This is a genomic window from Ligilactobacillus sp. LYQ60 (genome assembly GCF_045033015.1).
Taxonomy (GTDB): Bacteria; Bacillota; Bacilli; order Lactobacillales; family Lactobacillaceae; genus Ligilactobacillus.
Map to the genome: position 1 here is coordinate 1 of NZ_JBJFZV010000001.1, position 13,776 is coordinate 13,776.

The 13,776-nt window shown below is 45.5% G+C and carries 12 protein-coding genes and 1 riboswitch; of the genes, 9 read left to right on the forward strand and 3 right to left on the reverse strand.

What is annotated here, in order from left to right; genetic code table 11:
• Positions 1-662: 662 nt before the first annotated feature.
• Entirely contained in the window at positions 663-950 is a 288-nt protein-coding gene (locus ACI3EZ_RS00005) for a chromosome partitioning protein ParB (RefSeq protein WP_405025108.1), read from the reverse strand.
• Between the two features lie 131 nt (positions 951-1,081).
• Positions 1,082-1,142: riboswitch (Fluoride riboswitch) on the forward strand.
• 58 nt (positions 1,143-1,200) lie between these two features.
• On the opposite strand from ACI3EZ_RS00005, the gene eno reads away from it, so the two are divergent.
• Both eno and ACI3EZ_RS00015 read left to right on the forward strand, forming a co-directional pair.
• A complete protein-coding gene (eno, locus tag ACI3EZ_RS00010; protein ID WP_405025109.1) occupies positions 1,201-2,487 on the forward strand; it encodes a phosphopyruvate hydratase in 1,287 nt (428 codons plus the stop codon).
• Between the two features lie 66 nt (positions 2,488-2,553).
• A complete protein-coding gene (locus ACI3EZ_RS00015; RefSeq protein ID WP_405025110.1) occupies positions 2,554-4,821 on the forward strand; it encodes an HAD-IC family P-type ATPase in 2,268 nt (755 codons plus the stop codon).
• A 66-nt stretch (positions 4,822-4,887) separates the two neighbouring features.
• Here the strand turns inward: ACI3EZ_RS00015 and ACI3EZ_RS00020 are convergent, their stop codons facing one another.
• Positions 4,888-6,306 carry a DHA2 family efflux MFS transporter permease subunit gene (locus tag ACI3EZ_RS00020; RefSeq protein WP_405025111.1) on the reverse strand — a complete coding sequence of 473 codons (1,419 nt, stop codon included), beginning with the start codon at positions 6,304-6,306 and terminating at the stop codon, positions 4,888-4,890.
• A gap of 170 nt (positions 6,307-6,476) precedes the next feature.
• On the opposite strand from ACI3EZ_RS00020, the gene ACI3EZ_RS00025 reads away from it, so the two are divergent.
• From ACI3EZ_RS00025 to ACI3EZ_RS00055, 7 genes are all read left to right on the forward strand, one after another.
• Entirely contained in the window at positions 6,477-7,406 is a 930-nt protein-coding gene (locus ACI3EZ_RS00025; protein WP_405025112.1) for a GDSL-type esterase/lipase family protein, read from the forward strand.
• The gene (locus ACI3EZ_RS00030; RefSeq protein WP_405025113.1) at positions 7,378-7,989 is read left to right on the forward strand and encodes a DUF2140 family protein; all 612 of its coding nucleotides are present in this window, start codon (positions 7,378-7,380) and stop codon (positions 7,987-7,989) included. The genes ACI3EZ_RS00025 and ACI3EZ_RS00030 overlap by 29 nt, the downstream gene beginning before the upstream one ends.
• A 12-nt stretch (positions 7,990-8,001) precedes the next feature.
• Positions 8,002-8,229, forward strand: coding sequence for a YozE family protein (locus ACI3EZ_RS00035; protein WP_405025114.1), 228 nt, complete (start codon positions 8,002-8,004; stop codon positions 8,227-8,229).
• Positions 8,230-8,284: 55 nt separating this feature from the next.
• Positions 8,285-9,133 (forward strand): ribosome biogenesis GTPase YlqF, encoded by an 849-nt coding sequence (gene ylqF / locus ACI3EZ_RS00040; RefSeq protein ID WP_405025115.1) that lies wholly within the window; start codon positions 8,285-8,287, stop codon positions 9,131-9,133.
• A 2-nt stretch (positions 9,134-9,135) separates the two neighbouring features.
• Positions 9,136-9,555, forward strand: coding sequence for an EbsA family protein (locus tag ACI3EZ_RS00045; RefSeq protein ID WP_405025116.1), 420 nt, complete (start codon positions 9,136-9,138; stop codon positions 9,553-9,555).
• 96 nt (positions 9,556-9,651) lie between these two features.
• On the forward strand, positions 9,652-11,304 hold the full coding sequence (locus ACI3EZ_RS00050) for a formate--tetrahydrofolate ligase (protein ID WP_405024110.1): 1,653 nt from the start codon (positions 9,652-9,654) through the stop codon (positions 11,302-11,304).
• A gap of 338 nt (positions 11,305-11,642) precedes the next feature.
• On the forward strand, positions 11,643-12,155 hold the full coding sequence (locus tag ACI3EZ_RS00055; RefSeq protein ID WP_405025117.1) for a hypothetical protein: 513 nt from the start codon (positions 11,643-11,645) through the stop codon (positions 12,153-12,155).
• Between the two features lie 52 nt (positions 12,156-12,207).
• Here ACI3EZ_RS00055 and ACI3EZ_RS00060 read toward each other — a convergent pair whose 3' ends face one another.
• Positions 12,208-13,653, reverse strand: a complete 1,446-nt coding sequence (locus ACI3EZ_RS00060) for an APC family permease (RefSeq protein ID WP_405024108.1) — start codon at positions 13,651-13,653, stop codon at positions 12,208-12,210.
• Between the last annotated feature and the right edge of the window lie 123 nt (positions 13,654-13,776).

Below are 13,776 nucleotides of genomic sequence, written 5' to 3' on the forward strand. Positions count from 1 at the left end.
ATCGACCAGCATAACCCGATTACAGCTTATAAGATCATCTTCTTTATCAGCGTGCTGGTTGCCGGGGCCGGCGTCGTTGCCGCTTTCGTTCTCATGATTGTGAACCGCAAGCATGACCAACAAAGGCGGGAAGCGTGACCCGATAATAATAGGCTAGCTGGTTAAATCATGTTGATAACTAAGGTGCGTCGCCTATTTTTAGGCGACGTTTTTTGCGTTTTCGCATTTTCAGCGGATAAGTTAATTATAATTGTGGAAATTGTAGTTCTTTTGCAGAAGAGGTTACTGTCAGGTATGGGGTTGATACGTGTGCGTGTTATTGTGAGCAAACGTTAAAAAAGCACAAGTTGGCCGGGCTTAGTCGTCACTTTAAGGATGTTATAGTAAATTTTTGCTGGTCGACCGTATTATAATTCTGTCTGGTAATCAGTAAAAACGATATTATCGTTTTTACTATCAAGGGTGAAGTGAATACAATTATTAAATAGAGTTTATAGCGTCAAGTTTTTATGTGGTGTTTGATTATTTCTGGAGCTGCGGTTTTTATTTTTTAAAGTACTAAGAAATCCCGCTGACACAGTTCTAACGTTTAACCATATCAACAGGATTTAGTGTAGGGCCTTTATCCCGCATATTTTGCTTTGTCTAATAGAATAATGCCTCTATAGCCCGATTTCAGCAAGGGTGTTAACTGCCGCTCGGATCTCATCACGTTGTTTTTCGCGTTTGGTAATTGGACCATCAACCTCCGTCATTACAATCCGGACAATGTTGGCGCGACGAAGATCAACGAGAGTTTTGTCGTTAATTTTAAGGCAGATGAAGTCGTCATCGTAGCTTTCAACGGCATCATGCCAAATATCCGCTCCGGTTTTAGCAGAAGCAATGCCACGCTTAATGAGCGTTGCACCATCAATGGTGTGGAACTTAACATTATAGAATTTTTCCATGTGATCAAATCCTTTCAGTAACCGCTTCCTATCATTAATATACCATTTTTGACAGAGAATGAACATTTGGGGACATTATTATAAATGGTGTTGTTTAAGTTGCATTATAAAAAAAAGATGTTAGAATGAGGGTGTATTAGGGCAATGACGTTTGCCGTAACCGCTTAATAAGCTGATGACGTCTATCACCTGAGGGGTTGGTAGACGGGTGTCTGGCAGCCTTCTCAGGATTTCTGAGGAGGTTTTTTTAATGGTTACAAAAATCGAAGAGGTTAAGGCACGGGAAGTTTTTGATTCACGTGGGAATCCGACCGTTGAAGCTGATGTAATTTTAAGCGATGGAATAATGGGGCGGGCGGAAGTTCCTTCTGGTGCTTCTACCGGTGAAAAGGAAGCCATTGAGCTTCGTGACGGTGGTAGCCGATTAATGGGTAAAGGAGTATTACAAGCCGTAAAAAATATCAATACGGAAATTAATACTGCTCTCCATGGGTTAAACCCATTAGCCCAAGCTCATGTTGATCAGACGATGATTGCCCTTGATGGTACTTCGAATAAAGCGCGACTGGGAGCCAATGCAATTCTCGGTGTTTCCATGGCTGTTGCACGGGCGGCAGCTAACGAAACCAAACAACCGCTTTACCGCTATTTGGGTGGAACGGACTTGGAGTTACCCCAGACATTTCATAATGTCATCAATGGAGGAGAACACGCTGCTAATGATATTGACATGCAGGAATTTATGATTACGCCAGTTCAGCGGACAAGTTTTCGGGATGGATTTGAAAAAATTGCAAATACGTATCATACCCTGAAGCAAATCCTTGAAGAACGAGGGTACTCAACTGGTCTTGGTGATGAAGGGGGCTTTGCGCCTAACCTGAAGTCTTCCGAAGAAGCGCTTCAGTTATTGCATGATGCAATTAAAGTTGCCGGCTATGTTCCGGGAAAGGAAATTGCAGTAGCGTTTGATGCAGCAGCGTCTTATCTATATGATTCGCAAACGGGAAACTATCGGTTAGAAGGAAAAACGTACACCCCGGATGAATTAGGTAAGTATTACGGCACCTTACTTGATAAGTTTCCAGAGATTATATCGATTGAAGATCCGTATGGTGAGGACGATTGGGAAAACTTTACGCGTTTTACTGAACAATACGGACACCGCGTTCAACTAGTAGCCGATGATCCGGTGTGCACAAATCCTATTTTGGTGCGAAAAGCAATTAAAATGGGAATGGGTAATAGTATTTTAATTAAGTTGAACCAAATTGGAACAATAACAGAGACGTTGGAAACAATTCGGCTTGCACGCAAAAATGGGTATACAACGATGATGTCACACCGGTCGGGGGAAACGGGTGATACCTTTATCGCTGATTTTACGGTTGCTACTAACGCTGCTGAATTAAAATCAGGCGCACCTGCCCGCTCCGAACGGGTTGAAAAGTACAACCAGTTACTCCGAATCGAAGAGGAGCTCGGTGAGGATGGAACAAGACTTGCGCATTATCCAAACGATGTTGATAAGGATTAAGTTCATAATGAATTGGCCCTGATTAGGGGGCAATCTCCTGTCAGGGAACTGATGGGAGGTTTTTTTATGAATCAGGGGTTGTCTAGCAAAGTTGCAGCTCAAAGATTGGCTACGGACGGTCCGAACGAAGTAAAAATGAATAAAACAAATTTATGGACTTTGGTTGGACGACGGTTGTGGGAGCCCACTGCGTGGATAATTGAGGGTGCGTTGGTTATTGAATTAATTTCGGGAAACATGCTCCAAGCTGGTTTTATCGTTGCGTTGTTACTTTTTGCGGCTATTAATGGCGCACTCCAAAATCAGCGGGCGGTTCGAGCGCTTGCTCCATTAACAAAACAGGTTGTTCCGGATGTTAGTGTTCTTCGCGATGGACAATGGAAAATGATTCCAGCGCGCTTACTTGTTAGGGATGATGTGATTAATTTACGGAGCGGAAATTTGGTTCCGGCTGATGTTCAGATTATTGATGGAATGATTACAACAAACGAGAGCCTTATTACCGGAGAGAGTAAGGCAATTCAACGGAGTGTTGGGATGACGTTGATGGCTGGTACTCAGGTTGACCGCGGAACTGCAACTGCTATTGTTCTTAGGACAGGGGCAGCAAGTCAGGTAGGGAAAATCACTCGGTTAGTGACTACCTCTCATGCACCCGGACGATTACAACATCTTCTTCAGCGAATTATTAATTTACTTGCAGCTGTTGATGCGGTTCTGGTGGTGATTTTGGCTGGGGTAGCGTTGATGCGGCATGAACCACTGCTTAATTTGCTACCGCTAATTGGCATTCTTTTTATTGCGACAATTCCAATCGCGATGCCTTCAAGTTTTAGTGTGGCTAATTCACTGGAAGCGCGAAAGTTGAGTGATGAACGTATTATTGTTCGTGAGTTGAATGGAATTCAAACGGCGGCAACTGTTGATACGGTTCTCTTTGATAAAACGGGAACGCTAACTACAAATAAACCAGTGATTGACCAGATGGTTAATTTAAGTGATTATCCAGATAAAATTATTATTGCGTTTGCACAAGCGTTAACTGATTGGCGGCAACCCAGTCGTGTTGATCAAGCATTGCAAAATCTATTAAATCCAGTAAAGGATGAGGTTACGATAAAAGATTATCAGGAGTTTAGCACCCTTACAGGATATTCAGCGGCGACAATTATGTGGAACCATCATCAATATGATGTCCAGTTAGGGGCACCACGGATAGTTCATAATGGATCGTATTTAATAACGATGAAATTTAAGCGGCCGGTGGCAGGACAGACAATTGTTCTTACGATTAATAACCAGCCAGCAGCACTTTTTGCGCTTGATGATCAACTGCGACCAAATGCCCAAGAAACTATTAATCGATTAATAGTCAATAAAATTCATCCCGTAATGGTTACGGGCGATAGTATTCAAGCAGCGCGAATAATTGCTAAAAAACTCGGAATTCCCGGAAGGGTTATTACAGGGAACGAATTGGCAGGGATAAAATTATCTGACGTAGGTTGTGTTGCGGAGGTATTACCGGAAGGGAAACTTGCACTTGTTCAGCAGTTTCAAGCTGCTGGACACGTTGTTGCAATGACAGGAGATGGGGTAAACGATGCACCTGCATTGAAAAGGGCAGACGTAGGAATCGCGATGTATAATGCATCGGCGGTTGCTAAGAGAACGGCTAAAGTAACAATGCTTGATGCAGGACTTTTACCATTATTACGTTTGTTTGCGAGTGGTCATCGGGTCTATCAACGAATGATGACGTGGACGATTACTAAACTAGCACGCACCGCTGAATTAACTGTCATTTTAACATTAGGGTACGTAATAGCGGGAATCCTACCTGTTAGTTTAAATGCGATTATAATGTTAGCCATTTTAAATGATGTAGTTACAATGGTTTTGGGGACCGATCGGGTTCAGGTAACACTTCAACCCGAAAAATGGAACTTTAAGCGTCTGACATTAATTGCAGGGTTATTCACCGTTTTTTGGACTACTTTAGGATTAGGATTGTTTAGCTGGCTCTACTATGGCGTTCGTGTACAACCAACGCTGATTGAAACAGTTATGTACCTGTATTTAATGTTCACCGCAATGGATACAATTTGGATGACGCGGACAACGGGGTTATTTTGGAAAGAAATCCCTAGTGCAGCCGTTATATACACTACTTTAGGGAATTGTTTATTATCGTTTGTTTTTGCGGTAGGAGGAGTTGTGTTAGCACCAGTTTCTTGGCAAGTGGGGGTAATTATTTTTGGAGGATGTCTTCTTTTAAGTTTTGTAGTTGATGAATTAAAGGCGATGTTTTATCGCCGTGAAATCAAAAATTAATAGGATCATTGTAAAAAAAGCGACTGAAATAGTGTTTCTATTCCAGTCGCTTTTAGTTAAGTTAGCTTATTCGTCAGTAAGAGTGACGTCGTGACTTTCTGGTTCCTTTTTCAGTGAAAGGGCGATCAAAAACCCAACCACCGTCAAAACAACGGTAAATACCATCCCAAAGTGAACCCCGTTGGTAAATGCAGCGGCATGGTTAGTACCGTGGTAAGCTGCCGTTCCCAGCCCCAGAAAACTTGTTGCTAACGCCGTGGCGATGGCACCGACAACCTGTTGGAGGGTGTTGATAATTGTGCTTCCATCCGCGGATTCAAATAGTTGAAGAGCGTTAAGTGCGTGCGTTTGGGCAGGGGACATTGCTAACGGACATCCAATCATCAGAATAACGTGGGCAGCAATGACGTACCAGATGGGGGAATGGGGTGTAACGCAGGTAAGCATAATAGCCCCTATTGTGGTAATCATGAAGCCAAGGGTCGCCAATACTTTGGCGCCATAATTGTCAAAGAGGCGGCCGGCTAACCCTGAAACCATGGCATTGATGATTCCGCCAGGTAGCATGATGATCCCCGTAAGGGCAACTGGGAGGAGTAGCCCGTTTTGGATATATTGGGGTAATAGGTACATTGCAGATAAAATTACCCCGAAGTTAATCATTACCAGAAGGGTTCCCTTAGTAAATGCGCTGTTGGCAAAAATGCGTAGGTTTAAAATCGGGTGTTGCTGAGTTAATTGTCGGTGCGTGTACAATCCCAACACCACGATCCCCACTAATAAACAGCCTAAAACAATGACGGAGGTCCAGCCAAACCGGGCGGCAAAGCTAAAGCCCATGACAACTAACCCAAATCCGAGAGCAGAGAGAATGACTGCAATAAAGTCAACGGGTTCGCGGGTTAGTTTGCTGATGTTTGGTAAGAACTTAAGATCAAAGAACAGGGCAACCAGCAGGAATGGAATGAAGAGCCAGAAAATCCAGTGCCAGGAAAGTTTAGCGAGGATAAGTCCCGTTAAAGTTGGTCCTACTGCTGGAGCAAACATAATAACTAGCGAGCAGGCCCCCATCGCCGTCCCCATTTTTTCAGGTGGGAAGATGTTCATTGCAACGGTAAACATGAGGGGTAAAATTGTTCCTGTTCCAATCCCCTGAATCATCCGCCCAGCAAGGAGGAGGGAAAAGTTAGAGGCAAGCGCTGAAATTACGGCCCCCCCAATGAAGGCGCTCAGTCCGGTTGTGATGATCTGACGAGTTGTTAGCCATTTAGTAAGAAGGCTAGACAATGGAAGAACGATTCCGATAACGAGCATGTAACCCGTAACGATCCACTGAAGGAGGTCGTTTCCCACTGCCAAACTTCGTGAAAGCTGGGGAAGAGCAATATTTAGGGATGTTTCAGAAAGCATTCCGACAAAGGCGCCTAGCATCGGTCCAAGGAGGGCGAGCCAGGGATGGTTGGTTAGTTTATGTTGTTTTGTCATTTTATATGAAATTCCTTTCTCTGTTTATACCATAAGGGTACGCTGATTAGCATAGCAAAAATTAATCGGCGAGGTAAGTTTTTTGATGGCGATTTAAAAATAATTGTCTTTGGCTAGTCAAGGAGTTCTTTTCCCACTATAATGGAAATAATTTGATTGGAGGAAACGGGATGCGGCTGGTAAAACGAGCAGCTCAATATTTAGGAATCCTCGGGGGGATGGCAGCAATCTTCTTTGCGCTTGGATGGTTCCTAATGCGGTCAGTTCAACATTCCCAACCAGTGCACCCTACAAGCCGGCGCCTGGTTCGCCTGGTAGCTGTTGGTGATTCTCTTACCCAGGGTGTTGGCGATCCGCAAACAGCCGGAGGCTTTGTGCCACTCGTTGCGCGCTCTCTTTCTCACAGTACGTCGGTTCGACTGAGCACGGTGAATGCTGGGGAGGCCGGTGATATAACTTCGCGGGTAATGGATCGAATCAACGGTAATCCGCAGTTGCAACGGCACCTCCGGCAAGCAGATATTATTACCGTGACGGCGGGAGGAAACGATGCGTTAAGTGCAATTAGTGCCGCTCGTAAAGATCTTTCCCGGACGGATGCTAAGCACTTAATTGCCCCGGCAGCTGCAACATATACTGAGCATTTGCGGGCCCTTTTAGAAAGAATTCGGCAGCTGAATAGGACTGCTCCCGTTTTTGTGCTGGGAATTTACAACCCGTTTTATGTTGAACTAGCAACGAATTCGGTTTTAAATACCGGGGTAACAACCTGGAATTACACAATTCGACGGGTTACACGGCAGCAACCAAACATGTACTACGTTAATATTAGTCGGATAGGGTATGGTCAGTACGGGCAAACGCAGCCATCCCGTCAATTACGCCAATTTGCAGCGGCCAATACACCACTGCTTTCCAGTGCGAGTGTTTCACAGTTGCTAGTAACCGCTCAGGGGAAGAATGCATGGCTGTCCTCTACAGACCGATTACACCCTAATGAGCGGGGATATCGTTATATTGCCCAGCAGGTTACCCATCGGATTAACCAAGAACAAAGGAGGTGGCTTCATCATGGAACAAAGACGACAACAAGGCCGTAAATCCCGGCAGGTGAACCCGTGGAAGTGGGCGTTTACCATTTTGGTAGCGTTGATTATTGCGGGGGGAGCCCTCCTTTTTTGGCGAATTACGACTCCAAGTGTCCCGCAAAGTAAAATTGAAACCAGTGTCCCGACAACGGGGACTTCATTATCAACAACGCTGAATAATAACCAGCTTACGGCGATTTTAGATTATTTCTTAAATCAGCAAGCAACCGGGGATGTCCGGTATCATGTTCGGCTAACTTCGAATGAAGCATTAATTACGGGGCACACTAAGGTGATGGGACAGACAGTAACTTTTACGATTACGACGGTTCCAATAACAACCCCGCAGGGAAATCTACGGCTGGTTGTTAGGCAGATTACGTTTGGCCAGGTAGCAGTTCCCGTTAAGCTAACGATGCAGTATTTTAAAAATAATATTACTCTTCCAACATGTCTTACTGTTCAACCGGCTAAAAAACAAGTAATCCTTAATCTAAACCACCTTACCTCCAAGCAGCAGTTTAGTGTGCGGCTAATGCACATAGACCTTAAGAATGGTCGGTACCGCGTTTTGATTGGATTACCACGGAATTAAAGGAGGATGTTAATGAAGTATCGGCAAAGTTTTTATCAGTACCTGATGACTCAGCGTAATCCAGACGATCACCGGGCAGTGGCGGAATTTGCTAACCGGGCCTTCTATGATCAAAGTTTTCCCAAGCAATCCTGCGATTATGACGAACTCTCCCAGTACCTTGAGTTAAACGGAAGCTATCTTTCCGGGATGACGGTTTTTGACGAGGCCTGGCAGCAGTATCTCGCTCAGATGGAGTAGTGAACGTTACCGGACGCGGATGATTATCTACATTTAAGGAGAAAGGGTGGTTAGCATGGCAAGTATTCAGTGGTTTCCTGGTCACATGGCAAAGGCGATGCGGCAGGTAAAGGAAAATTTACGGCTAGTCGACATCGTACTTGAACTAGTGGACGCACGGCTGCCGGAGTCTTCCCGGAATCCCCAGATTGCATCGGTGTTAAAAAATAAACCAAGTATCATTGTGCTTACAAAGCGGGACCTAGCAGATCCCCAGATGACAAAACGGTGGGGTGATTATTACGAACAACACGGGCAACCAGCCATGGCGTTTGATAGTATCCGGGATAACCTCCAGTCCCTTGAAGCCAAGATCCGCGAGGTATTAGCCGATAAGCTGGCTCAGCGGGCTGCACGGGGAATTAAGTCCCAGCGAGTAAAGGTGATGTGTCTGGGAATTCCCAATGTGGGTAAATCAACGTTATTAAACCACCTTGTTCATAAAAAAATCGCTCAGGTTGGGAACCGGCCCGGAATCACGAAGTCCCAGCAATGGTTAAAGGCGGGGGATAACCTGCAACTTTTGGATACGCCGGGAATCCTGTGGCCGAAGTTCGAGGACCCGGTTGTTGGTAAAAAGTTGGCTTTAACCGGGGCAATTAAGGACACGTTATTTGCTAAGGACGACGTTGCATTGTATGCGCTCGAACATTTCGTCAACCACCACGCCCAGTTGCTTGAAAAGGTTTATCACTTAACGTCAGAGGAACTGGATCAACCAACCGTGGAGGTGCTGTTAGCACTTACCAAACGGATGGGTTTTCGGGCTGATTATGATCGCGCCAGTGAGCGGTTAATTTTTGATTGCCGGAAGGGAAAATTGGGCCGGTACACGCTTGACAAAATTCCTGCAAAGAAGGGATAAAAATGACAAAGAAGCTGTATGTTCAACCAGATTGGCCGACAAGCATAATTTGTTGGGCCTTTTCGTTGATGATCCTTGATACGAGTTTGTTACTGTGGCTTGAAATTACGGTTTTTCAGGTGTGGACAGTGCTGACATTCTTGTTGTTTATTGCCGTTGCTGTTGTTCAAATTAGAGGGCGATACGTCGTTTTGGGTGAAGATATCCTAACTGTTCACACCGTAATTGGTTTTAATTCCAAGAGGATTAAGTATGATCAGATTAAAGAGGTAACGGTGTTACGGACCCAGGTTATAATTGCGGGCCGGTACCAGACGATTAAGGTGCTTGCTTCTAAAAAAGTCCGGCAGCAACTTGTTGATGGGATCCGCGAACATGTTCCATCTATCAAAATCACGAACAATATCACCAATCAATACTAAATAAATTCGGAAAAAATACAACATAAGGATTAAAATCATGGTATGCTAATGGTGATGATAAAGTTACGTTGAGGAACACACCGAGGAGGAACGCACATGAATGACATTGAAATTGCGCAACAGGCCACGATGGATCCAATCACGAAGATTGCTGATCGAGCTGGTTTTAAACCTGAACAGGTTGAGCAATATGGTAACTACAAGGCAAAGTTAACGGTTGATCCGACCCGGCCGCTTCGGGGGAAGTTGATCCTGGTAACTGCCATTAACCCTACGCCGGCAGGTGAAGGAAAATCAACCGTTTCAATCGGGTTGGCAGACGCCTTACAGCTAGCAGGGAAAAGGACCATGTTAGCTCTGCGGGAACCTTCCTTAGGTCCGGTAATGGGGATGAAGGGAGGCGCCACTGGTGGAGGCTACTCCCAGGTGCTTCCGATGGATGATATTAACCTTCACTTTACGGGTGACATGCACGCGTTAACGGCGGCGAATAATACGTTAGCGGCGCTCGTTGATAACCATATTTACCAGGGTAACGAATTAAACATTGATCCGCGGAATGTAACATGGAAACGGGTGCTTGATATTAACGACCGGGCATTACGGCATACGGTGATTGGCCTCGGTGGGCTTAAGCAGGGGATTCCACGGGAAGACGGGTTTGAAATCACCGTTGCTTCCGAACTGATGGCCGTTCTGTGCTTAGCTACTGATATGGCTGATTTGAAGAAGCGGATTGGGCGGATTGTGATTGGATACACCTACGATGGGGAACCTGTTACTGTTAAGCAGCTTGGCGTGGTTGGTGCGATCGCAACGCTCCTGAAGGACGCCATCAAGCCGAACCTTGTGCAGACCATCGCCCATACGCCGGCGTTGGTTCACGGGGGACCATTTGCCAACATTGCACACGGGTGCAACAGTGTGATTGCAACGCGGACAGCTCTTCAGTACGCCGATTACGCCGTTACGGAGGCCGGATTTGGTGCTGATCTCGGGGCTGAGAAGTTCTGTGATATTAAGGTGCCGGTTCTCGGAAAGACGCCGGATGCCGTTGTTGTTGTGGCAACGGTTCGCGCACTGAAGATGAATGGTGGCGTTGCTAAGGATCAGCTTGAAACCGAGAATGTGGCTGCCGTTGAAAAGGGGAGCAGCAACCTCATTCGTCATATTAAGAACATGCAGCAGTATGGGGTAAACGTGGTGGTTGCGCTAAACCGCTTCACCAGTGATACTCCAGATGAAATCAAGGCCGTTCAGGATGCTTGTGCTTCACTGGGCGCAACGGCCCATGTTGCTGACGTATGGGCTAAGGGCGGTGCTGGCGCACAGGAACTTGCTCAGGCGGTCATTGAAGCGTGCGAACAACCGCATTCGTTTGAAACGGTTTACGCAGCTGACGACGATTTGCAAACAAAGATTGAAAAGATCACGAAGAAGATTTACCATGGTGCGGCGGTTGAGTACGGGCCGAAGGCTAAGCGCCAACTCCGTGAGTTTGCGGCCCATGGGTGGGATCACCTGCCGGTCTGCATGGCAAAAACGCAGTATTCGTTTACGGATAACGCGAAGTTACTCGGGGCGCCGACTGATTTTACGCTTCATGTACGGGAGTTCATGCCAAAGCTGGGGGCGGGCTTTGTTGTTGCCCTGACCGGGAACGTTTTGACAATGCCAGGTCTTCCAAAGGTGCCGGCTGCAAACGGAATTGACGTGGATAATGATGGTCGGATTAGTGGGTTGTACTAAACAAGGACGGTTAAACTGAATAATGACCAAAGTGGAATTTACTGATGAGGAGTAAATTCCACTTTTTTAATGATTTGATTTTAGTGGCGGAAGGCTGTAGCTGTTCAGTTAAATTGCTAAAGCGAATAAGCATTTATAATGTATACCTTTTAATTCTTTCTACCCGTTCCGTTGTTAATCTATAATAACGTTTTTTAAATTATGGCAGAAGTGTTATTCTTCTAATTTACTCGTTGACAGGGTTTTGCTAATTGGTATACTGAAAGCAGAACATATGTTCGATTTAGCGCTGATGCTTTTTCCAGACGAAAAGGCGGATGAAAGGGGAGCGGACCGGAATGACAAAGATTAATGCGGCTGGATTTATCCCAACGGAGCACGCGGTTAAGCGGCTTAATCAACGATTTAACGTGCCTAAGAGTGATGCTCACCGGTGGGTGCGACGGTTTATGTTGGATGCAACGGCTATTGATGACCCAACAAGTAATAATCCTAAGGTACGGTTATTTCGTCGGGAACAGTGTATTGCGGTTGTGAATCTTACACAAAAACGGGTGATTACCGTTTACCAGTTAACCCCAGTGAATAAAGTTAGCGATTGGGGGCAGCGCCTAATTCCTTACCTGCAGCCGTACGGAAAGCGAATTTGTCGGCATTACCAACGCGACCTTGTCGTTGATTTATGTCGGTCATTTATTGGCCTTGTTTGGGGTGCCATTGATTACCAGTTTATGCATCATGATGAGGACGTGCTTATGGCATTGAGCGAACGGGCAGGGCGGTTACGCGATACGCTGGCGATGGGTGCCGCTGACCTACAGATGTTCCGGCAGTTGTTTAAGACAAAATAAAAAACATCGCCGGAAGTAGTTCCGGCGATGCTTAGGTCACATAATAACATTATTAGTTAGCTGCTTTTCGGTGAAGTTCCAGTTTTCGCAGAAATGGCAGCAGGAATCCCAGGATAATCAGGAAGCCAACGGTTATAAAGTTCATAATTAGTTGGTGATTGAAGGCGGCTGTTCCTGGGTTCGCATCCTGCGGGATAAAACCAAGGGTAGCACACACAAACGTGAAGGTGAAGCACCACAGTCCCATTGCAAGGGCTCCTGTTCGGTTCTTGATGTAGGTATAATCTGAGTGAAATTCTTTTTCATGCCACCGAATAGCAAGGAAGGCTACGAAGACCAGGGCCGTCTTGTATGGTGAGACGATTCCGTTGAGGTTTAGTAGCCAGTTATAAATCGAGTTAATGCTTGGGAGGGTGCCGCTCAGAAGAAGGATTAACAGGCTAATTCCCGCAGTCAGAATGTAACTATTAATGGGTTTGCCGTTCTTATTCTTTTTTGTTAACCACGTTGGCATGTATTTATTAGCCGTGTCACTTGCAAAGACCCGAGCTGCTGCATCGATTAGAATTGCCAGTTGGGCAAGCATAAAGAACAATTGAACAACGGCAAAGACGTACATGAGGGACTTTCCAAGCCCACACTGTTCTCCGAGAAGACGAAAGGCGTAGTATGGCCCGTTCATCTTAAAATCGTGCGGAATGTGGTTGGCGTTGAAGAAAACGGCTAGTGCTAACGTTCCAAAAATTGTTAGGAACGCTGTCATCAGTGCTAACGCCCACATGGCTTTCGGAAACTCTGACTTTGGATTCCGAAGGCGGATAATGTACGGTGCAGCTAGTTCAGCCCCGGACATTGCAAAGATTAATAACCCGGTTGTTGAGAAGTAATGGAGGCTAAAGCTGGGCTTAAATGCCCCCCAACTGAAGTGGGTTGCGATGTGCGCACCGTGAAGTAATGCCCATCCCGTCATGAAGACGAACAGCATTGAGATTAGGAACATTGCACCACCACCAATGAGTGACAGAATCTCCAAAGAATTTTTAACCTTATTTTCAAAGAGGATAAATACCAGAATGATGATGAAGGTCATCAGGCCAAACATCGTTGGCGACATGTGTTTATTCAGGGTGTTATTTCCAAGAATAATCCAGCTAATGGATACGACGACGGAGTTGGAAACGTCTACCAGGTACGGGATTGTTTGGGTCCAATACATCCAGGACGTAATGTAACCGAACAGATCGCTGTGGGTTCCCCGGCGGATCCATGAGGCGAGTCCCCCCGATTGATTATCAAACGTTAAGCCAAGTTGCGTTGCAATCAGGGCGTAGGGAATAACGTATGAAAATAGCAGGAACAGCCATGAGATAACGACTGATAATCCTTGATTTTGAAACGGATAAAAAATGTTTTCAAAGCTAATGATAGTAACGAAGTCTAGCAGTGCAAGAACCGGCCAGCTCATATAATGCTTTTTAGGTTGTAGTGTGTTTTCCATTTTCCTTCCTTTCATGGTTCCTAGTAACGAATAAATAGAACCATGCGGGGCGGATGGTGGTTAAACCGCGACAACGAGCAGTTCAATGTCTTCTCCTCACTCTCTTTTTTATTTAATAAAATT

What these genes read in the sequence shown, in the direction of transcription:
- ACI3EZ_RS00050 (WP_405024110.1), top strand. Translation starts at nt 9,652, where the DNA reads ATGAATGACATTGAAATTGCGCAACAGGCCACGATGGATCCAATCACG.
- ACI3EZ_RS00035 (WP_405025114.1), top strand. Translation starts at nt 8,002, where the DNA reads ATGAAGTATCGGCAAAGTTTTTATCAGTACCTGATGACTCAGCGTAAT.
- ylqF (WP_405025115.1), top strand. Translation starts at nt 8,285, where the DNA reads ATGGCAAGTATTCAGTGGTTTCCTGGTCACATGGCAAAGGCGATGCGG.
- ACI3EZ_RS00030 (WP_405025113.1), top strand. Translation starts at nt 7,378, where the DNA reads ATGGAACAAAGACGACAACAAGGCCGTAAATCCCGGCAGGTGAACCCG.
- ACI3EZ_RS00055 (WP_405025117.1), top strand. Translation starts at nt 11,643, where the DNA reads ATGACAAAGATTAATGCGGCTGGATTTATCCCAACGGAGCACGCGGTT.
- eno (WP_405025109.1), top strand. Translation starts at nt 1,201, where the DNA reads ATGGTTACAAAAATCGAAGAGGTTAAGGCACGGGAAGTTTTTGATTCA.
- ACI3EZ_RS00060 (WP_405024108.1), bottom strand. Translation starts at nt 13,653, where the DNA reads ATGGAAAACACACTACAACCTAAAAAGCATTATATGAGCTGGCCGGTT.
- ACI3EZ_RS00045 (WP_405025116.1), top strand. Translation starts at nt 9,136, where the DNA reads ATGACAAAGAAGCTGTATGTTCAACCAGATTGGCCGACAAGCATAATT.
- ACI3EZ_RS00025 (WP_405025112.1), top strand. Translation starts at nt 6,477, where the DNA reads ATGCGGCTGGTAAAACGAGCAGCTCAATATTTAGGAATCCTCGGGGGG.
- ACI3EZ_RS00015 (WP_405025110.1), top strand. Translation starts at nt 2,554, where the DNA reads ATGAATCAGGGGTTGTCTAGCAAAGTTGCAGCTCAAAGATTGGCTACG.
- ACI3EZ_RS00020 (WP_405025111.1), bottom strand. Translation starts at nt 6,306, where the DNA reads ATGACAAAACAACATAAACTAACCAACCATCCCTGGCTCGCCCTCCTT.
- ACI3EZ_RS00005 (WP_405025108.1), bottom strand. Translation starts at nt 950, where the DNA reads ATGGAAAAATTCTATAATGTTAAGTTCCACACCATTGATGGTGCAACG.